The organism is Vibrio misgurnus, assembly GCF_029635775.1.
GTDB lineage: Bacteria > Pseudomonadota > Gammaproteobacteria > Enterobacterales > Vibrionaceae > Vibrio > Vibrio chanodichtyis.
Genome location: NZ_CP113242.1, coordinates 516,111 through 535,187, shown reverse-complemented (window position 1 = coordinate 535,187; position 19,077 = coordinate 516,111). Strand labels below are relative to the sequence as shown.

At 47.7% G+C, this 19,077-nt stretch carries 18 protein-coding genes; 9 read left to right on the top strand and 9 right to left on the bottom strand.

All coding sequences use genetic code 11. The features are described from left to right. Position 1 precedes the first annotated feature (1 nt). Together OOK74_RS14155 and OOK74_RS14150 are read right to left on the bottom strand one after the other, a co-directional pair. Complete coding sequence (locus OOK74_RS14155) at positions 2-1,135, bottom strand: glycerate kinase (RefSeq protein WP_274721820.1); 1,134 nt, start codon at positions 1,133-1,135, stop codon at positions 2-4. Positions 1,136-1,424: 289 nt separating this feature from the next. Then, complete coding sequence (locus tag OOK74_RS14150; RefSeq protein ID WP_274721697.1) at positions 1,425-2,468, bottom strand: GMP reductase; 1,044 nt, start codon at positions 2,466-2,468, stop codon at positions 1,425-1,427. A gap of 580 nt (positions 2,469-3,048) precedes the next feature. Here OOK74_RS14150 and OOK74_RS14145 point away from each other — a divergent pair. Together OOK74_RS14145 and OOK74_RS14140 are read left to right on the top strand one after the other, a co-directional pair. Then, positions 3,049-3,597: an outer membrane protein gene (locus tag OOK74_RS14145; protein WP_166015258.1), complete on the top strand. Its 549-nt coding sequence runs from the start codon at positions 3,049-3,051 to the stop codon at positions 3,595-3,597. Positions 3,598-3,684: 87 nt separating this feature from the next. Then, positions 3,685-4,509: a potassium channel family protein gene (locus OOK74_RS14140; RefSeq protein ID WP_277206435.1), complete on the top strand. Its 825-nt coding sequence runs from the start codon at positions 3,685-3,687 to the stop codon at positions 4,507-4,509. 71 nt (positions 4,510-4,580) lie between these two features. Here OOK74_RS14140 and OOK74_RS14135 read toward each other — a convergent pair whose 3' ends face one another. Continuing rightward, on the bottom strand, positions 4,581-5,861 hold the full coding sequence (locus OOK74_RS14135) for a Na+/H+ antiporter NhaC family protein (RefSeq protein WP_274721819.1): 1,281 nt from the start codon (positions 5,859-5,861) through the stop codon (positions 4,581-4,583). 239 nt (positions 5,862-6,100) lie between these two features. Here OOK74_RS14135 and OOK74_RS14130 point away from each other — a divergent pair, with 239 nt between their 5' ends. Then, a complete protein-coding gene (locus OOK74_RS14130) occupies positions 6,101-7,096 on the top strand; it encodes a 2-hydroxyacid dehydrogenase (RefSeq protein ID WP_166015255.1) in 996 nt (331 codons plus the stop codon). A 56-nt stretch (positions 7,097-7,152) separates the two neighbouring features. Here OOK74_RS14130 and OOK74_RS14125 read toward each other — a convergent pair whose 3' ends face one another. The 3 genes from OOK74_RS14125 to OOK74_RS14115 all read right to left on the bottom strand — a co-directional run bounded on the left by OOK74_RS14125 (position 7,153) and on the right by OOK74_RS14115 (position 9,170). Then, positions 7,153-7,596 carry a PAS domain-containing protein gene (locus OOK74_RS14125; RefSeq protein ID WP_166015254.1) on the bottom strand — a complete coding sequence of 148 codons (444 nt, stop codon included), beginning with the start codon at positions 7,594-7,596 and terminating at the stop codon, positions 7,153-7,155. Next, positions 7,596-8,600, bottom strand: coding sequence for a response regulator (locus OOK74_RS14120; RefSeq protein WP_278183342.1), 1,005 nt, complete (start codon positions 8,598-8,600; stop codon positions 7,596-7,598). Before OOK74_RS14120 ends, OOK74_RS14125 begins: the two co-directional genes overlap by 1 nt. A 192-nt stretch (positions 8,601-8,792) precedes the next feature. After that, positions 8,793-9,170 (bottom strand): NADH:ubiquinone oxidoreductase, encoded by a 378-nt coding sequence (locus OOK74_RS14115; protein WP_166015252.1) that lies wholly within the window; start codon positions 9,168-9,170, stop codon positions 8,793-8,795. 625 nt (positions 9,171-9,795) lie between these two features. Between OOK74_RS14115 and OOK74_RS14110 the strand changes: the two genes are divergently transcribed. Further along, positions 9,796-10,005 (top strand): cold-shock protein, encoded by a 210-nt coding sequence (locus OOK74_RS14110; RefSeq protein WP_166015251.1) that lies wholly within the window; start codon positions 9,796-9,798, stop codon positions 10,003-10,005. A gap of 64 nt (positions 10,006-10,069) precedes the next feature. On the opposite strand, the gene hmpA is transcribed toward OOK74_RS14110, so the two are convergent. Further along, on the bottom strand, positions 10,070-11,254 hold the full coding sequence (gene hmpA, locus OOK74_RS14105) for an NO-inducible flavohemoprotein (protein WP_278183341.1): 1,185 nt from the start codon (positions 11,252-11,254) through the stop codon (positions 10,070-10,072). Between the two features lie 194 nt (positions 11,255-11,448). Between hmpA and norR the strand changes: the two genes are divergently transcribed. Then, positions 11,449-13,056, top strand: a complete 1,608-nt coding sequence (norR, locus tag OOK74_RS14100; protein WP_278183614.1) for a nitric oxide reductase transcriptional regulator NorR — start codon at positions 11,449-11,451, stop codon at positions 13,054-13,056. Positions 13,057-13,242: 186 nt separating this feature from the next. On the opposite strand, the gene OOK74_RS14095 is transcribed toward norR, so the two are convergent. Together OOK74_RS14095 and OOK74_RS14090 are read right to left on the bottom strand one after the other, a co-directional pair. After that, a complete protein-coding gene (locus OOK74_RS14095; RefSeq protein ID WP_166015248.1) occupies positions 13,243-13,443 on the bottom strand; it encodes a restriction endonuclease subunit S domain-containing protein in 201 nt (66 codons plus the stop codon). A 59-nt stretch (positions 13,444-13,502) separates the two neighbouring features. Then, positions 13,503-15,419, bottom strand: coding sequence for a methyl-accepting chemotaxis protein (locus tag OOK74_RS14090; protein WP_278183340.1), 1,917 nt, complete (start codon positions 15,417-15,419; stop codon positions 13,503-13,505). Positions 15,420-15,756: 337 nt separating this feature from the next. Here OOK74_RS14090 and OOK74_RS14085 point away from each other — a divergent pair, with 337 nt between their 5' ends. The 4 genes from OOK74_RS14085 to OOK74_RS14070 are packed head-to-tail and all read left to right on the top strand — an operon-like array spanning position 15,757 to position 19,077. Beyond that, entirely contained in the window at positions 15,757-16,713 is a 957-nt protein-coding gene (locus OOK74_RS14085) for an AAA family ATPase (RefSeq protein ID WP_274721690.1), read from the top strand. A 9-nt stretch (positions 16,714-16,722) separates the two neighbouring features. Further along, a complete protein-coding gene (locus OOK74_RS14080) occupies positions 16,723-17,649 on the top strand; it encodes a DUF58 domain-containing protein (RefSeq protein ID WP_406707943.1) in 927 nt (308 codons plus the stop codon). After that, positions 17,646-18,134 carry a DUF4381 domain-containing protein gene (locus OOK74_RS14075; RefSeq protein ID WP_274721689.1) on the top strand — a complete coding sequence of 163 codons (489 nt, stop codon included), beginning with the start codon at positions 17,646-17,648 and terminating at the stop codon, positions 18,132-18,134. The genes OOK74_RS14080 and OOK74_RS14075 overlap by 4 nt, the downstream gene beginning before the upstream one ends. Then, positions 18,121-19,077 carry a vWA domain-containing protein gene (locus OOK74_RS14070; protein ID WP_278183339.1) on the top strand — a complete coding sequence of 319 codons (957 nt, stop codon included), beginning with the start codon at positions 18,121-18,123 and terminating at the stop codon, positions 19,075-19,077. Before OOK74_RS14075 ends, OOK74_RS14070 begins: the two co-directional genes overlap by 14 nt.

Genomic DNA, 19,077 nt, shown 5'->3' with positions numbered 1-19,077 from the left:
ATTAGCGTGTGAGTGCATACACCGCAGCAATATTACGCGCCGTCAGCTCCACATTGAATGCCGCATCACGTAAAGCTTGCACCAAACTGACGGACCCCGGCACCACACTGAACACCGCATCGATACCATGCTGGTGAACAACATCACAATCGTTGGCCAAACAACCGGCAATCCCGATCACCGGCTTGTTGAACTCTTTAGCCGCGCGCGCCACACCAATCGGGGTTTTGCCGTGAATGGTCTGGCTATCAATTCGCCCTTCACCAGTGATCACCAAATCAGCATCGCGCACCACATCACGCAGGTTCACCGCATCCATCACAATATCAATGCCCGGTCGCAAGGACGCCTGTAACAGCCCGATTAGCGCTGCGCCCAGACCACCCGCCGCTCCGGCGCCAGCGCGATTTTTCACATCGCAACCCAGTTGCGCCTGCATCAAATCGGCATAGTGCGCCAAGTTAGCGTCGAGCTGCGCCACCATCTCTGGCGTGGCCCCTTTTTGTGGACCAAACACGTGCGACGCCCCTCTCGGGCCGCACAGTGGGTTATCTACGTCACACGCTACTTCAATATCGGTGTGCGCTAAACGGGGGTCCAGACCCGACATATCAATCGTCGCTAAACGTGCCAGTGCCCCGCCACCGTATCCGATCTCTTGGCTTTGCTTATCCAGCAGGCGAATACCGAGCGCTTGCGCCATACCAATCCCACCATCATTGGTGGCACTACCACCGATCCCGATGATGATGCGTCGCACCCCACGCTCTAAGGCAGCCAAAATCAGCTCACCGGTACCGTAGGTGGTGGTTTGCAGTGGATTGCGCTGCTCCGGCGTCACCAGATGCAAACCGGATGCTGCCGCCATTTCAATCACTGCCGTTTGCTGATCCCCCAGCAAACCGTAAAACGCATCAACTTGCTCGCCCAACGGCCCCGTGACCTGACAGCGAATAATTTCACCGCCGGTCGCATCAACCAGCGATTGCACAGTGCCTTCACCACCATCCGCCATCGGTAATTTAACGTAATCGGCGTCTGGCAACACTTTACGAAACCCAGATTCAATGGCCATCGCTACTTCCATTGCCGTCAGGCTTTCTTTGTAAGAGTCAGGAGCAATTACAATTTTCATCATAAGCCTCGCAAATAAAAAAATCGAATACGAGAAAAATCAAGATGACACACCACAATCATCAGGTTGTAGATACCATCTCTTGCTACTATTGGCAAACAGTAACGGTAATCCTTTATCAGACCGGATCACACGAAATCCGCTTTCCAATTTGGAATTGCTCAGGCTGTCGCCACAAAAATTTTCATCGCCACTGCCGCCACTTTTTCACCATTACCAAAATTTAGAGCAAAAAAAGAGCCGTTAAAAACGGCTCTTAATCATTCGATTTTTCCGATCAATATAAGGCTTACTCACGCCCGTAGACGTTGTTCTCTTGCTCTTGAACACGGATGAAAGTGGTACGTTTAGTTAACTCACGAAGTTCCGCTGCGCCTACGTAGGTACAGGTTGAGCGTACGCCACCGAGGATATCTTGGATGGTACCGTGTACGCTGCCACGGTAGGGCAATAGTACGGTTTTTCCTTCGGCTGCACGGTAGCCCGCCACACCGCCGGAATGTTTGTCCATCGCGCTCTTGGATGACATGCCGTAAAATTTCATGAAAGTTTCGCCCTCTTGCACCACCAGCTCTCCGCCCGCTTCTTCATGGCCGGCTAACATGCCACCGAGCATCACAAAATCGGCACCACCACCAAACGCTTTGGCCACATCCCCTGGGCAAGTACAACCGCCATCACCAATAATGCGGCCACCTAAACCATGGGCGGCATCGGCACATTCAATAATCGCTGATAACTGTGGATAGCCTACGCCGGTTTTTACCCGCGTGGTACACACCGAGCCTGGACCGATCCCGACTTTCACAATATCGGCACCAGCCAGAATTAGCTCTTCAACCATATCGCCAGTCACCACATTGCCTGCCGAGATCACTTTATCGGGAAAAGCGGCACGAACTTTTTGTACGTATTCGACCAAATGTTCAGAATAACCATTGGCAATGTCGATGCAGATGAAAATCAACTCATCAGACAACGCCATCACATCTTGCGTCTTTTGGAAATCCGCCGCAGAAGTGCCAGTAGATACCATTACATTATTGAGCGTGGTTTTATCAGCATTTTCTACAAACTCAGCCCAATCCGCCACCGTGTAGTGCTTGTGTACCGCAGTCATCACACCGTGTTCCGCCAATGCGCTGGCCATGGCAAAACTGCCTACCGAATCCATGTTAGCTGCAATGACTGGTACGCCAGACCATTGACGGCCACTATGTTTGAAAGTAATATCGCGGGTTAAATTAACTTGAGAGCGGCTTTTCAGCGTGGAACGTTTCGGGCGAAACAGGACATCTTTAAAACCTAACTTAAGTTCTTGTTCGATACGCATTATGTAATTCCTTGATTAATTGACCATTTGTGTCGTTTAGCACAGTGCGTAGTACCCTCGTTGGCAGACGTGAGTACCTTTCGGACACAAAAAAACCGGAGCGTTGGCAGACGCTCCGGTTTTCAGCATTATAGGCCGCGTTTTTTTTCTCTCAAGACTGATATTTGACTTTTTTTTGTGTTACCCTGCCGAAGTTTTCATACTCAACATAACCTCGACACATCCACTCTCAAAAAATAAATTTAAAAACAGATAGTTACACCAGATCCATGGCTATGTTCATCTCACTTTACTGGGTTTGGGAATCGATTGCTTAAGCCTAAATTGTGTTAATTTAGACACAGATCACATCTTAAAGTCCCCTGCGTACGCACGATGACTCGCATTGATATCGAAAATCGATCAAAATCACACTACATATCAATGGTTAGTGATAAACCGCGATTCGGCGCATTTATTGCTTACTTTTAAACCAACTATAATGCCAGAATTCAATTGGCATTCACCCACCGCCCATCAAGTGACCAGTGGGTAACAATGTGGTTTGACATCTCCTTACAAGGAAAGAAATAGGTGACCTATGGTACGCGGACGGTATTGGCTTATATTCTGTTGTTGGTTGGCGCTGCCTGCCTATGCGGGCTCCAGCCCTTATTTATTCTCGTTAAAAACCGGGCTCAGCCGAATTGATAGCCCAGTCAGTACCGATGAGGTTTGGCTGACTCAGTTTGGTTACCAATACCAATTTTCACCATTTATCGGATTCGATGTCGGCTACTCAGGCATGATTGGTGATGGAGCAGAAATGCTCAATGCGCAGCGGCAAAATATTGACGTTAAAGTCGAAGGTTTTTACTTCGGTGCATTTATGGAGCAACCACTGAATAATATGACGATGGTGTATGCCAGAGGTGGCTTGGCGCGCATGAAAATTAAAGAGCGCCATCCGTTTGATTCGCCGTATGATAATCAGCAGTATTCTGGAACCAATCCCTATCTCGGCGTGGGCACTAAAGTACAATCGAGTCTCGACAAAAGTTTGGCGTTTACCATGGAGCTGAGCTACCAATTTTTAGAGCAAGATTATTCGAGCCTCTCGTTTACGCTCGGTGGACAATATCGCTTTTAAGCCAGCGATTAACTTGATTTCTAACCAATACCTACCCAGCATTTTTTGATAGTCTAAGGCAACCTTTGCCCTCTCTCCTCTAAGTTTATGAAGTTAGCGATTCGGAAAAAGCTGTTAGCAAAAGTAGAAACTACTACTGAAACCCCAATGCTCATTCTCTCTGTGCTGTATGTTGTGGTGGCTCTGCTGCCCGATATTGCAGATCTCGCCAGCGATGATTTAGAGTTTCTGGATGGCTTGCTGTGGATTATATGGGGAATTTTCGCCACCGAACTGCTGGTGAAGATTTTTATTAGCCCTAAGCCATGGCAGTACATGCTACAAAATTGGCCAGATGTGTTGATCGTCGCGATGCCATTTTTGCGGCCACTGCGCTTTCTGCGCATCTTATTAGTGCTGCCCAAAGCTTGGAAACAAACCAAATCGGTGTTGCGACAAAAGACGTTCAGCTTTATTGGCCTCACTAGTCTCTCAACCGTCTTACTCTCTGCGGCGTTTGTGTATTTAGTCGAAAAAGGCACCCCAAGCCCAATCAACAGCTATACCGATGCACTATGGTGGGCAATGACAACCATTACCACGGTAGGTTATGGCGATATGTATCCGGTAACGGGTTTTGGCCGTGGCGTGGCAGTATTTTTAATGCTGACCGGCATTACCTTGTTTGGTTTATTGACCGCCAGTGTTGCGTCATTTTTTTTCGAAGACGATACGGCGCAAAAAGATCACCAATCGCTCAATACCCTGCTTGAAAGCAATCAACTCTTAGAAGCACAACTAGCGCAATTGGTCGCAGCGCAGCGCCCAAAACGACGTTTTCATCTCGCGAATTATCGTCAACAGTTAGCGGAACGTGCCACTCAAAGAACCGCTTCGAAACCTCAAACTAAGCGCCGTCGTGTGTCAGGTTAACCGCCATGTCATTAATAACAACTGCATTAATGACAACTGCGTTAGCAACCCACAACAGCGCTTAGCAATACTTACCCGCGGGCAGGGTGGCGTAAAAATACCGCCACCACCGCCGCGGCAGCCAAGAAGAAGCAGTAGTAAGAATAGCTGACCACACTAAGTGGTGACAGGTGGAAAATAGAGCCCAGCAGTAGCGCCTGTGCGCCGTACGGTAACACCCCCTGCATAATACAAGAGAAAATATCGAGTAGGCTTGCCGAGCGCTTAGCCGTTACGCCATTGTGCTGGGCTAACTCTTTGGCAACGCCACCGCTGACAATAATCGCCACCGTATTATTAGCGGTACACACGTTGGTGAGAGCCACCAAACCAGCAATGCCTAACTCACTGGCACGCATTTTTTGGACATCGCTGTGTGAACGGGCAAATTTATTGATCATGCGGCTAATTTGGTGGGTTAAGAAGGATAATCCGCCCTGCTGCTTCATCAGCTCGCCCATACCACCGATCAGCATCGACAGCAGAAAAATCTCCTGCATATTGCCAAATCCAGCGTAAACATCTTTGCTAAGTGCCGAAAGTGCGTAGCCATCACTAAAGCTACCCACACCAGCCGCAATTAAAATCCCAACCAATAGCACCAGAAACACATTCAGTCCCATCACCGCCAACACTAGGATGGTGAGATATGGCAGCACTTTTAGCCACTCAATCGCACTGGTTTGTGGAGATTGTGCAGCTTGACTACTCAAGGCAAAGACCACCAAAGCCAACACGGCAGCAGGCAGCGCGATACGGATGTTTTCTTTAAACTTGTCACGCATGTGGCAGCCTTGTGAGCGTGTGGCGGCAATCGTAGTATCAGAAATGATCGAAAGGTTATCACCAAACATCGCACCGCTTAGCACCACACCCGCCGTCAAACCTAAATTCAACTCAGCGGCTTGAGCAATCCCCAAAGCCACCGGAGCAATCGCGGCAATGGTACCCATTGAGGTGCCCATCGCGGTGGCGACAAAAGCGGAGATCACAAATAAGCCAGGCAAAATCAGGCTAGCCGGCAACAATGCAAGGCCAAGATTCACGGTGGCATCCACACCTCCAGTCGCTTTGGCTACCGCAGCAAATGCCCCAGCGAGTAGGTAGATCATACACATCGCCATAATATCGCTATGACCCACACCGCGTAAAAACTGCTCAATCGCTCGATTGAGTGATTCTTTACTTAAAGCAATCGCCAGCACTACAGCAGGTAATACCGCAACCGGTGCAGGCAATTGATAAAATGCGAAATCAACCTGTTGCCAAGTCAGATAGCTTCCCACCCCCATAAAGAGCAGTAAGAAAACCATCAGTGGTAACAGGGCTAATCCATTCGGTTGTTGCGGCTGTGATGAAGAAGTGGAGTGCATATTGATATCAAAATATTATTATAAAATTGGTCGCAAAGCCTAAAGCCAAGCAGCATGGAAGTCAACAGTCTAGACGTCCAAACATCCATTAAGCCAAGCTTATACTTAGAAAATTTGGGGTTTATTTTTGCCGACAATGGGTATATCAATAGCAAAAGTCCCCAATACAAGGAACGACTATGCTCAACGCCGTATTTTTTAGTGCCAAATCTTATGATATCAGCTCATTTAATCAGCTAGTTGATCACTCACAATTGACCCTGCACTTTCATGATTTCCGACTCACCGAAAAAACCGCACAGATGGCGCAAGGCTGTGAAGTGGTGTGTGCTTTTGTTAATGATGAGCTGCATGCCAAGGTATTAGAGCAACTCTATCAAGGCGGGACTCGTCTGATTGCCATGCGCTGCGCAGGCTTTGATAAAGTCGATTTAGTCGCAGCGAAAAAACTGGGCCTGCAAGTGGTTCGCGTTCCTGCTTACTCACCTGAATCGGTCGCAGAGCATGCGGTGGGGATGATGATGTGCTTAAACCGCCGTTTCCATAAAGCTTATCAACGTACACGCGATGCCAATTTCTCGCTCGATGGTTTGGTCGGCTTTAACTTTTATGGCAAAACCGTTGGTGTGATTGGCTCTGGAAAAATCGGGGTAGCCACCATGCGTATTCTCAAAGGGCTCGGTATGCAGATCCTGTGCTTTGACCCTTATCCAAACCCAGATGCGCTAGCATTGGGTGCACGCTATGTTGAACTAGCCGAGCTGTTTGCCCACAGCGATGTGATCACATTGCACTGTCCAATGAGTCAAGAAAACTACCATTTACTCAACCAATCGGCCTTTGAACAGATGAAAGATGGGGTGATGATCATCAATACCAGCCGCGGTGAGCTACTCGATTCTTCCGCAGCAATTGAAGCGCTGAAATGTGGCCGGATTGGCGCACTTGGTTTAGATGTGTACGACAATGAGAAGGATCTGTTCTTCCAAGATAAATCCAACGATGTGATTGTCGATGACGTATTTCGCCGCCTATCGGCTTGCCACAACGTCCTATTCACGGGTCATCAAGCTTTTTTAACCGAAGATGCGCTGAATAATATTGCCCAGACCACACTGAATAATATTGCGCTATTTTTCAACCAGCAACATTCCGGTAATGAGCTTATTCAATAAATCGTGCTCAAGCACCGCACAGGCCAGTGTCACTCTGGCCTGTGCAAATAGTATGGCTAGGCTGAGGCTTGCAGTGAAATCAGAGCCTCGCTGGTCACATCTTGAATCGATAAGAACAGCGCATTGATCATCCCATTCGGAGTGCGCATGGGATTCAGCGTCACGTTTTGATACATAAACTGCGCTTGTTGAGTCACCGGACGCACGTTGCGACAGTGAAAAAGATAAGGGCGTTGCTGCCAAGTAATAAAACTGCGGCAACCGAGATCATACACGGGCTTGGTTTTTAACTTAAACCATTCCACAGGGATCTCTGGAAAAATCTCAAACAGAGATTTCCCTATCACATCATGGGCTTGCTTACCGCTATGGTGGGTCATAAACCCATTCCACACTTGCACCTGATAATGGCGATCAATCACCATCAAGCCCATATCGACATTTTGTACCATATCGACCATCCAATGGAACTGCTCAAACTCCGCAGGTAAGGCTAGCATTAGAAGTCCTCCATCAAATACGACAGCTTATTGTCGAGCAGTGGTAACGATTGATCGACAAACATAAACAGTAAATCACAACGGATTGCGGTCCCTTCAATATTGAAGCTCACTTCAAAGGTCATGGTTTTACCAAATGAACCGGCCGTGGAATCAATCACTGAATCAATCGAGAGATGGCGACCTAATAGCACCGGAGCACTTTGGAAAAAGCGCACTTCGGCTTGATGGCCTAAACCATTTAAAAATGACCCGACCAGAATGTTGGAGACATCCATCAACAGCTCTAGCTCTTGCAGATCTTCACTGGCCACAGGTACTTTCATCAGCCTTTTCAGCTCGGCGACACTCGAATCACTGAGCAATACCAAAGCTTCACCAGCAATGCCCTCGCCACTGAAGCCCTGACAAACACCAGAAACTTGGCTGTTATTGGCCAAGTCACGCAGTGCCATATGCAGCTCGCTGACTTCAAAAATATTGACGTTCGGTAATGGCAGCTCAACAAACACATCAAAGTGGCGAGCCAAGGCATCCGCCGCACGACCAATCGCCACGTTAGCCACTTCCATGTAAATATCGCGCCGTTTCAAGATTGGCAGTTCAAGCGCGACAGGGGTAATCATGCGAGGCTGAGTCGGTGGCTCAAACAGCTGCTTAAGCACATCGTTCAGCACCTTTTTATCAATCGGCTTTTGAATAAATGCTTTCGCGCCCAGCGCTAACACTCGCTGTTCCGCTTTAGGTTGGATATCGCCAGACACCACGACCACCGGCGTGGTATCGCCTTTTTTCACCATGGCCTCTAAGGTCTCAAAACCATCGAGCTCAGGCATGGTGAGATCCAAAAACATCAGTTTGAAACTTTGCTGGGCCAAAATCTCCATCGCATCGAGCCCATGCACTGCAAAAGTGATGTCAGCATTGAGTGAGGCGGGAAGCGAACGCGCCATCTGTTTGCGCGCTAGTGGAGAGTCATCACAGATCAAAATAGGAACAGACATGCCACCACCTTATTATTGGTTTTTATTAATATTTTTATCAGAGACTACAGTGTATACCTACCATTACACGGTGGCGAGATCAACCTAGAGCAACGCTAATCAGCTAACTCACATGGCTAGCATGATCCGTTTTTGAGGCATAAAAAAGCAGAACACGCAGGTTCTGCTTTAGTCAACCATATCCCGCTACCGTTAATGGGAATGGTGCTGAGTATGTGAAGCAATAATTTTGTCTTTCAGTTTCATCGATAATTCGCGGTAACGAAACCAAAAATAGGTCGCAACAATCGAGAAGAACAGATATGACAACGCAAACACAAATGGGGAGGTCATCAGCTGATTAGAAATACCCCACAGCACTCCGACCACAGTCACCGCCACTTTGGCAAAAAAACCACACAGCAGCAAAAACACCGCCAATTGTGGAAAACGAGTACTGCGAAACGCCAGCCAGTAACAGCTACCGACGGCAAGGGAAGCCACGCCAAAACCGAGCATAAACGAATAGAGATGATCCGCAGAAGCGATTCCACCGGATACAGAAAGCATCAGAATTAAAAATAGTTTCATGGTGCACCTACCTCAAATTATCGTTAACCGCATCCCTTCATTTTTGCAAACTCATTTTTAGTTAATTTTGAACCTTCCTAAATTTATTTCAAGTTCTAAACAAGTAATGTATTGAGTTAATCAATTTTACAAAAACCAACCATTAACCAAATGCCAAATAAAAATCATCAATAAATTCAATAGATAACTAGAAAGCAGAGGTCAATATCGCCACTGACGGCAACTTTGAACGACTTAATAACCACAATATTCATCTGCTCATTTTTTCTATTCTGAGAGATAAGACCCACTTTATCTTGCTACCACTAGAAACGGCGTAGCCTACAATTTGCTCAGCACCTAACACACTCATCTTTCAGTATTCAGAACACCAAATCACCGCTCAATGCGATGGGATGCAAAAAATCGATGAATTTTGTTAACAAGTTTCGACTCTGTTCAAGATTCGATTGACAACTTAATGGTTTGCTCTAGACTCAATCGCGGCTAGAAAAAGTTCTTTGTATACACATCGCTTGGTTGGATTATTCGTAACCGTCCGTGTCGTACGCAATAGCACGCTACTTTTCCACGCTATCCGCGCCGTAATCGGCCTACGTTAAAAAATGTTTTTAGGATATTTATTATGTCTACTCCAGTTACTGGTACCGTGAAATGGTTCAACGAAACTAAAGGCTTTGGCTTCATCAAGCAAGAAAACGGTCCTGACGTTTTTGCTCACTTCAGTGCAGTTCAAGGTGACGGTTTCCGCACTCTGGCTGAAGGTCAAAAAGTGGAATTCGTGATCACTCAAGGCCAAAAAGGTCCACAAGCTGAAAGCATCAAAGTTCTGTAATAGACTTGCCAAAGATTTTAATAGCCAGCCTAATTAGGCTGGCTATTTTTATGGCCTTTTTTCGCTAAGCAACTAGCGAAGCATGCGGGCCAAACACTTCGTAATGGATGCGCTCTTGCTCCACGCCTAACGCCAACAGTTGTTTCACCACATGCTGCATAAAGCCGATTGGGCCACACAGATAAAAATCCCCATCTTGGATCGGCAACACCACCTGACTGAGCTGCATCTCACCATGTTGAGCATGCTCTGAGTTTTCATCGCGATACCACACATGCTGATCCCAACCATGCTGTTTAACCACGGTTTGCGTTTCTAAAGCAAAAGTGTGTTGGCTAGCATCATTGCAAGCATACAGATAAGTCACCTCGGTTTTACCTTGCTGCGCTAACGTGTGCAACATTGCCTGAATCGGAGTTGCGCCGACACCGGCAGCGATCAACACTACTGGGCGTTGACGCTCAATATAGAAAAAATCACCGGCTGGCGCGTAGAGCTTAACCGTATCACCCACTTGCACTTGCTGATGCAAATAGTGTGAAACTAGCCCCGGATTGCTACAGCCGACCCCTTCACGCTTAACCGAAATCCGATACTCCTGCCCATTCGATGCTTGCGATAAAGAGTATTGGCGGATCTCACGATAATCACTGCCAGTCGGCGTCACTTCCAGGCCAATATACTGTCCTGGTAAGTAATCCAGCACCGCACCGCCATCCGCTGCCGCCAGTGTAAAACTGGTTACATCCGCAGATTCAGTCTGTTTATCCTGCACAATAAACGCACGGCCATCTTGCCAACCACCCAGTGCATGTTTACGCGCTAAGTAAAGGGCGGCTTCTCGATCAATAAAGATTTGTGCCAAAAACAGATACGCCGCCGTCCAAGCCTCTTCGACTGCCGGAGTAAACGCTTGCGGTGCCAATTCGCGTAGTGTTTCTAGTAAATGATGGCCAACAATCTGGTAATGCTCAGGCTGAATATTAAAGCTGGTGTGCTTATGAGCGATGCGCTCAACCGCACTGGTTAAAGCCGCTAAATTATCAATATGTTTCGCATAAGCGGCGATCGCTTCAAATAGAGCCACACTTTGCCGGCCGGTGCTCTGGTGGGTCATATTAAAAATATGCTTCAGTTCTGGATTGTATTTGAACATACGCTGATAAAAATATTGAGTCAGAGCCGGACCAGCTGACTCCAAAACAGGAATGGTACTTTTAATAATCGTAATGTGTTGTTCGGTGAGCATAACTTTTCCTCAATCAAGGCATAAAAACGGTGGTTAGAGCCACTCTCAATAAGCCTTGTTACAAAGCAGAATACGTGCCAAAAGCTAACACCATGAAAAATAGTAATAAAATTATTTTGACCGTGTCAATTAAACCCTTTGAAACGAGTCAATTGGACACTACACTATCAAAAAAACATAACCCAATGACAAGTATGCAAGAATTCTCACTGGCGAATTTACTCGAAATGACCGTTGGGCTCGCCAGCGGCACCAATAACGATGACCGCTTTCACCGTTTACTCGATGCGCTACGCAAAGCGGTCACTTGTGACTGTGTAGTGCTGATGGCGCTGCATAATCAAACATTGATCCCACTTGCCATGCAAGGGCTAACACGAGATACGTTAGGACGGCGCTTTGTGGTCAATCAGCATCCACGACTGGCACAAATTTGCAGTGCCGATCGCCCAGTTCGTTTTGCTGCTGATTGCCCGCTACCCGATCCTTTTGATGGATTGCTGCTCGACAGTGAAGAAGATCTGCCCATCCATTCCTGTATGGGATTACCGTTGCATTTCGGTGGTCAACTGCTCGGGATTCTGACCCTCGATAGTCTTAAGCCGGATGCATTTGATCCTCTCTCATCACGCAGTTTGGAAATGCTGAGCGCGATTGCCGCCGCGACCTTGAAAATGGCGCTCACTTTTGCCGAGCTGGAAAATCAAGCCAAACAGACTCAACAACGGTTAGAAGAGCTGAATCAAGAAGTGTGGAGTCGCGACAACCTCGAAATTATCGGCAATAGTCACCCAATGCAGACCATGAAAGCCGATATTGATGTGGTTGCCCCCTCTCAGTTTACTATTTTGATCCATGGTGAAACGGGAGTGGGCAAAGAGTTAGTTGCGCGAACCATCCATCAGCGCTCAAATCGCCAGCGCCAACCTCTGGTGTATGTAAATTGCGCGGCGATCCCAGAGCATTTGTTGGAAAGTGAGCTATTTGGTCATGTCAAAGGTGCATTTACCGGGGCCGATCGGCAAAGAATGGGCAAATTTGCCCTCGCCGATGGCGGTACGCTATTTCTCGATGAAATTGGAGAGTTGCCGTTAAGCGCACAAAGTAAAATTTTGCGTGCTTTACAAAACCAAGAGATTCAACCCGTTGGGCAAGATCGGGTACAAACCGTTGATGTACGGATTGTTGCGGCCACCAATCGTGACCTAAAACAGGAAGTACAAAATGGTCATTTTCGGGCAGATTTGTACCATAGATTGAGTGTTTATCCGATTTATGTGCCACCACTGCGCGAACGGCAGGGTGATATTGCTTTATTGGCCGGATATTTCGTTGAACATGCCAGACGTAAATTAGCTATCACTCAGCTTAAATTGCATGCGGATGCGTTAAATCTACTGATCGCCTACCCATGGCCAGGCAATGTACGTGAACTGGAGCATGTAATTAATCGCGCCGCGCTCAAAGCGAAGGCCCGCCAAGTGGGGCGCTCGGTCACCACTTTAAGTGCATTAGATATCGGTGAGTTACAAGGCCCAACACGGCCAAGTATGGCTGCCGATCACGCTCAAGCAACACTGCAAGATCCGATCAACCTTGATATTGGACTGCGTGAAGCTACCGATCAATTCCAGCGCCATCTGCTCAGTCAAACCCTCACGCAAGCCAACTTCAATTGGGCCGAAGCCGCACGACGCCTGCATACCGATCGCGCTAATCTTATTCGACTCGCCAAACGCTTAGGGATCACGGTTGCCCGCCAACATACACTTGAGCATGCTGATAATACCCAAACCACTTGAAGTTGCAGGTAGGCGGCCAGTGAGTGAGTCCCCATGAGCATCGGCAAACTATGTAATTGGGGTGAAGGAGCGTCGTCAACACCGCTGCAGCTTCAAATAGGAAAGGGGTAACCCACCGATACGATCATTTCGATAGACATCGAGCCGCAATAGCGGCTCGATAATATGGATAGCGTCACACTTCACTTAGTGTACTGGCGCATCATTCGTCACATAATATTGACCAAAATAAGCTTCCAACACTTCAGGCGTCAATTTGCCTTCTGCTTCCAACTGCTTGAGTTGCTGAGCAATCGCTTTTTGCTCTTCAAGGCTCGGCAGTTTAGTTTCTGGCTCTTGTGCCACCTGCTGAGAGAGTAGCTCCAGCTCTTTTTCGAAATCGTTCATGACGGTTTACCTACTTGGTTTTTACTGGCCGGCAGTGTAACCAACTCCTCGCGAGGTTGCTAGAGTTTAAAACTGCCCACTAATTTGTCCAAACGACCAAACAGTTCACGCAGTGATTGACTCGCATCGGCCAATTCTTCAGCAGTACGGGTCGTCACTTCGTTGATCGCATTAATTTCTTCGATATTTTGATTGATGGTGTGCACCACCGTCGATTGTTCTTCCGTAGCGGTCGCGACTTGAGTATTACGATCGGAAATATCATGAATACGCTGCGAGATACTCATCAGCACGTTGACCGCCTCATCAGACGCAGCAACACCTTGATGAGTAACAACTTTACCCGCATCCATTGCCGATACCGCATTCTTGGCATCACTTTGCAGTTGATTAATCATCTTCTGAATTTCTTCGGTTGAGACGGCGGTGCGACTTGCCAAATTACGCACTTCATCAGCCACCACAGCAAAACCACGGCCTTGCTCCCCAGCTCGAGCCGCTTCAATCGCCGCATTAAGTGCCAGCAGGTTAGTCTGTTCCGAGATGCCTCGAATGGCATCAAGAATCGAACCTATCTCTTGAGTGGTTAAGGCTAATTGCGCCACCACGTTTCCTGTGTGTTCAATATCATTGGCCAGACCGCTAATGGCATCTTTGGCTTTATTAACCACATTACGCCCTTGATCCGCATTGGTGGATGCAAAATTCGCCGTTTCTGCTGCCGTCGCCGCATTAGAGGCGATTTCACTAATGGTCACCCCCATTTGGTTAATCGCAGTCACCACTTGGATGGTCTGATCACGCTGCTGCTGACTATTATCATGGGTCACTAACGCTTTACGCGATACCCCTTCGGCAGCCACTTGTAGCTCTCGGCTAGTTTGTGCGACATCTTTGATCGAATGATGAATCTTTTCGATAAAACCGTTGAAGCCTTGAGAAAGTTGGGCAATTTCATCATTACCTTGTATTTCAATCCGCTGGGAAAGATCGCCATCGCCTTTACCCAAATCGCTGAAACGTTTGGCGATTTGCTTAATTGGCATAGTAATGCTGTTAGCCAGGAAAATTCCCATCACAATAAAAATAGCGGCCACAATCAAGGTGGTTAACATCATACGCTGTGCCACCGCATTTAATTCAGCAAACGCTTCATTAACCGGAACAGCCCCGACCAAGAACCAATCCATACTTTCAATATACAAGCTTGCCACCATCACCTCTTTGCCTTGATCCTGTGCTGAAATCAAGTTGAAGCCATGCTTATTGAGCAGTGAATGGGTCGCAGAGCCATAGATTTGCTGTAAATTGGATTTGACTCGCGCTTGCTGACGGTGAATTTGTACCTCACCTTGCGCATTGGTTAAAAAGACAAACCCTGTCTTCTCGATTTTGAAGCTATTCAGTAAGTTAACCATGTCATCCATCGATTTCGACATTCCAGACATCGCATCGCCATTGAGCAACTGATAGTTAGCAAACATTTTGACGTCACCATTGGCTTCTTGGAACATGCTGACCATGGTCGGTTTGCCGGAACCAGTGAAACCGAAAAACCACCCATCTTGTTGTCGATTCAGTTGGCGTAGGAAGCCATCTTGATTCCAGTAATAGGCGGTTTTTCGGTTAGCCACTGAAGCATCATTTAATTGATATTGATCGCGTAAATTATTCAGTTGCTTAATCAACAAGGCTTCTGTAGCGGGATCTCTCTGCGTAGTTGCAATCGCTTGTTGCACAAATTCATTACTCGCAATTTGCTGGGCAGATGCCAACAGTTGCATCACCTGATGATCGATATCACTTTTGATCAGATTCAGCATATTCGGCAGTTCTAAATCAATCAGGCGGTGCTCTTGAACTTCACGCGCCTGACGCTGTGCCATCACACCCACAATCAATGTTGATGCCAATACGGCAAACGTCACGCCTAACACAACCTTTTGTTTAATACTTATCTGCTGCAATTTGAACATATTCCCCACCTACATCATGACTATCACTAAAACTGATTAGTTATCGGCCTAACATCACAATACTTAAGCAAATTCTTACAACTTGGCACGCCAAGCGCGACATAAATCACAATTTTAAACAAAAATAGCCATCCACCATCAATTTTGAGTAATAAACCAGCAGTCACCACCGAGATATCTACCAGCACAATAAGCTGAAATACGCTAACATCGCGGTAAAAATCGCAAACCAGTCAATGCCGTTTATCTGGTGACCTGTTACACAATTTTATCGATGAGAAACCGCATTAACCGCACAGCGGTCTGAGAGTAAAACCATTTGGGAGTAAAACCATTCATGACGTTCCAGCCCTTTCAAACCTTGCAGCACTATTTAAATCAGCAAGTGATCGGCCAAAGTGATTTCATCAACCAATTGCTTGTCGCGCTGTTAGCGGATGGACATATTCTGGTAGAAGGGCCTCCGGGGCTGGCAAAAACTCGCGCGGTAAAATCACTGGCCGAGTGTATTGAAGGTGATTTTCATCGCATCCAATTTACACCAGATTTACTGCCCGCTGATTTAACCGGTAGCGATGTCTACCGCCCTGAGACCGGTGAATTTGTGTTTCAAGCTGGGCCGATTTTTAACTCATTAGTCCTCGCCGATGAAATTAACCGCGCACCCGCCAAAGTACAGGCGGCGATGTTAGAAGCGATGGCGGAAAAGCAGATTTCTGCGGGTCGTCAAACCTATCGATTACCTGAACTGTTTCTGGTTATGGCGACCCAAAACCCGATTGAGCAAGAAGGTACATATCCGCTACCAGAAGCACAGCTCGATCGCTTTTTACTGCATTTGGAAGTCAGCTACCCCAATGCGGCGGATGAACTGGCGATTTTGCGCCTCAATCGTGGCGAAGCGAAAGGCGTACCAGCGATTGATAAGCCATTGATGACTCAACAACAGATATTTAGTGCCCGCCAAGCGGTACTGAATGTTCATATGGCCGAAGCGATTGAAAGTTATCTGGTACGCCTAATTATGGCGACCCGCCAACCCGCCAAATACGATGCCAAACTGGCCGAGTGGCTCGCGATGGGGGTCAGCCCACGGGCAACCATTGCGCTGGATCGTTGCGCTCGGGCGCGAGCTTGGCTACAAGGTCGTGATTTTGTCAGTCCAGATGATGTACAAGTGATGGCCTTCTCGGTGCTGCGTCACCGCTTATTGCTCAGTTACCAAGCGCAAGCGGAAGGCATACACCCCAATCAGGTAATTGCTCATCTGTTGTCACTGGTTGGCAGCGCTTAGGGGATCACGATGCACGATACTCTCCCTTTACATGCTAATGGTGTTACGCTGTGTTTGGCCGAATTGCTCGCCTATCAGCCACAAACCGTGCATTTCTTACCCCCTGCTCGTCCGGTGTGGTCAACGCGGATCGGTCAGCACCAAAGCCGCCGTTTAGGACGCGGAATGGACTTTTCAGAGGTGCGTCAATATCAAGCCGGAGATGATATTCGTGCCATGGATTGGCGAGTCACCGCTCGTACGGGCAAGCCACACACTAAGCTGTTCAGTGAAGAACGCGAAAGAGCTGTGGTACTTTACATCGATCTTAGCCAGTCAATGCAGTTTGGCTCCTGCTTGCTGCTCAAATCCGTACAAGCCGCGCATCTGGCCAGTTTACTCAGTTGGCTCGCGGTTAAGCAGCAAGATCGCGTCGGTGCGGTGATTGATCTTGGTCAACAACTGATTGAGATCAAGCCCACAGCTCGTCAACAAGGTGTATTAGCCATTTTAGCCGCCTGTGTCACTACGCAGCAAACACCCCCCTCATCACATACAGATCGAAAACTGACCCGCCAGCAAGTCTTCACTACACTGCATCGTTTATGCCCCAAAGGCAGTGAAGTGGTGTTGATCAGCGATTTTACCGATTTAGACCCCGATCAAGATGCACTCGCACTGCGCCAACTGTGTCGGCATAACCAAGTGCGTATGGTGCAGATTTTCGATCCTTTAGAGTGTGGTGACACCTCATTTCGTGGCATTGAGCAAGTACAAAATCGCCAAGAGACGCGCTGGCTCAACTTTTCGATAAATAGTACCCGGATAGGCATCAAAAAAGCCTTTGAAACTCAAAAAGAAAAATTAGAATCACTCTGTCTATTATTGGCAATAGACTACCGCTCAATTTCCAGCGGACTCCCTTTGCTACCACAATTATCGGACTATAAGAAATGAAGGAATCGTCAACCCTATCACTCGATCTTAACGGCCTACATCTACCTGAGCTGCCTAGCTGGTTCCCGCTGGCTTGGGGATGGTGGGCAAGTTTGGGTGGCATTCTACTGGTGGTGCTCATGATTGGCTTGGCGGTGCGTTGGCGTCGTCGCCGACTCGCGCCAAAGAAAACCGCACTGCGGCTATTGAGCTTAAAAGCCATCCCACAAACGCCCTCTTCCGCGATTGAATTAGTTCGTCAAGCGGCGCTGTGTTATTACCCTCGGCAAGACATTGCTCATTTAACAGGCAAAGAGTGGTATGCGTTTTTAGATGCGGAAATGGGTCAGCCCCTGTTTATACCGAATGAGACCCAATGGCAACAAGCCCTGTATCAAAAACAGCCAGTGAGCAATGCCGATGAGTTGGTGCAACACTGTTATTGCTGGGTTGCCAACGCATTACCCCCTAAAAAGCGGAGAAAATCAGCACTTGGCAAGTTTTGAGTTTATTTGGTGGTGGGTGCTTTTGGCTCTACCACTGCCTTGGGTTATCTATGTTTTCGTACCAGCCATCCCCCCTCGGACTGCGATTAAGCTCGCCTACCTTCCACAGACGTCAGTCACCCACAAAAGCGGGTGGCTGATTCGTTTACTCGCAGCTGGTGTATGGATTTTGCTGCTCTGTGCCGCCGCACGGCCAGTCTGGTATGGCGATCCGCTCAGCAGTAGCACCGCACATCGTGACTTAATGTTAGTGGTCGATCTCTCCTATTCAATGAGTCAACAAGATATGCAAGCGGGTCAACAGATGGTAGATCGCTTAACCGCAGTGAAACAGGTGCTGACACCATTTATTACCAAGCGCGAAGGGGATCGAATAGGGCTGATCTTATTTGCTGATCATGCCTACCTGCAAACCCCTTTGACGTTAGATCGCGCCACCGTGGCTAGCCAACTCAATCAAGCGGTATTAAAGCTGATCGGCACACAAACCGCGATTGGCGAAGGGATTGGTCTGGCGACGAAAATCTTTATCGACAGTGATGCGCCACAGCGGGTAATGATTTTACTGAGCGATGGGAGCAACACTGCAGGCGTGCTTGACCCACGAGAAGCCGCGCAGATTGCCCAGCAATATCACACTACGATTTACACGGTTGGAGTTGGTGCTGGCGAGATGGTGGTCAAAGACTTCCTGTTTAGTCGTAAGGTCAATACCGCGCAAGATCTAGATGAGCAAACCTTACAGGACATCGCCTCAACCACGGGAGGGCAATATTTTCGCGCCCGTAATCAACAAGATTTACAAAACATTTATAACGCGATTAATCAATTGGAACCGATTAGCCAAGCCAACCAAACTTGGCGTCCACAAAGCGAATGGTTTTACTATCCGCTCAGCTTGGCGTTACTGCTCTCAGTGATGTTGGTGATAGTGAGGAGATGA

Bases quoted from the DNA above. Each gene is read 5' to 3' on its own strand.
- OOK74_RS14155 (WP_274721820.1), bottom strand. From the start codon at position 1,135: ATGAAAATTGTAATTGCTCCTGACTCTTACAAAGAAAGCCTGACGGCA.
- OOK74_RS14150 (WP_274721697.1), bottom strand. From the start codon at position 2,468: ATGCGTATCGAACAAGAACTTAAGTTAGGTTTTAAAGATGTCCTGTTT.
- OOK74_RS14145 (WP_166015258.1), top strand. From the start codon at position 3,049: ATGGTACGCGGACGGTATTGGCTTATATTCTGTTGTTGGTTGGCGCTG.
- OOK74_RS14140 (WP_277206435.1), top strand. From the start codon at position 3,685: ATGAAGTTAGCGATTCGGAAAAAGCTGTTAGCAAAAGTAGAAACTACT.
- OOK74_RS14135 (WP_274721819.1), bottom strand. From the start codon at position 5,861: ATGGTTTTCTTACTGCTCTTTATGGGGGTGGGAAGCTATCTGACTTGG.
- OOK74_RS14130 (WP_166015255.1), top strand. From the start codon at position 6,101: ATGCTCAACGCCGTATTTTTTAGTGCCAAATCTTATGATATCAGCTCA.
- OOK74_RS14125 (WP_166015254.1), bottom strand. From the start codon at position 7,596: ATGCTAGCCTTACCTGCGGAGTTTGAGCAGTTCCATTGGATGGTCGAT.
- OOK74_RS14120 (WP_278183342.1), bottom strand. From the start codon at position 8,600: ATGTCTGTTCCTATTTTGATCTGTGATGACTCTCCACTAGCGCGCAAA.
- OOK74_RS14115 (WP_166015252.1), bottom strand. From the start codon at position 9,170: ATGAAACTATTTTTAATTCTGATGCTTTCTGTATCCGGTGGAATCGCT.
- OOK74_RS14110 (WP_166015251.1), top strand. From the start codon at position 9,796: ATGTCTACTCCAGTTACTGGTACCGTGAAATGGTTCAACGAAACTAAA.
- hmpA (WP_278183341.1), bottom strand. From the start codon at position 11,254: ATGCTCACCGAACAACACATTACGATTATTAAAAGTACCATTCCTGTT.
- norR (WP_278183614.1), top strand. From the start codon at position 11,449: ATGCAAGAATTCTCACTGGCGAATTTACTCGAAATGACCGTTGGGCTC.
- OOK74_RS14095 (WP_166015248.1), bottom strand. From the start codon at position 13,443: ATGAACGATTTCGAAAAAGAGCTGGAGCTACTCTCTCAGCAGGTGGCA.
- OOK74_RS14090 (WP_278183340.1), bottom strand. From the start codon at position 15,419: ATGTTCAAATTGCAGCAGATAAGTATTAAACAAAAGGTTGTGTTAGGC.
- OOK74_RS14085 (WP_274721690.1), top strand. From the start codon at position 15,757: ATGACGTTCCAGCCCTTTCAAACCTTGCAGCACTATTTAAATCAGCAA.
- OOK74_RS14080 (WP_406707943.1), top strand. From the start codon at position 16,723: ATGCACGATACTCTCCCTTTACATGCTAATGGTGTTACGCTGTGTTTG.
- OOK74_RS14075 (WP_274721689.1), top strand. From the start codon at position 17,646: ATGAAGGAATCGTCAACCCTATCACTCGATCTTAACGGCCTACATCTA.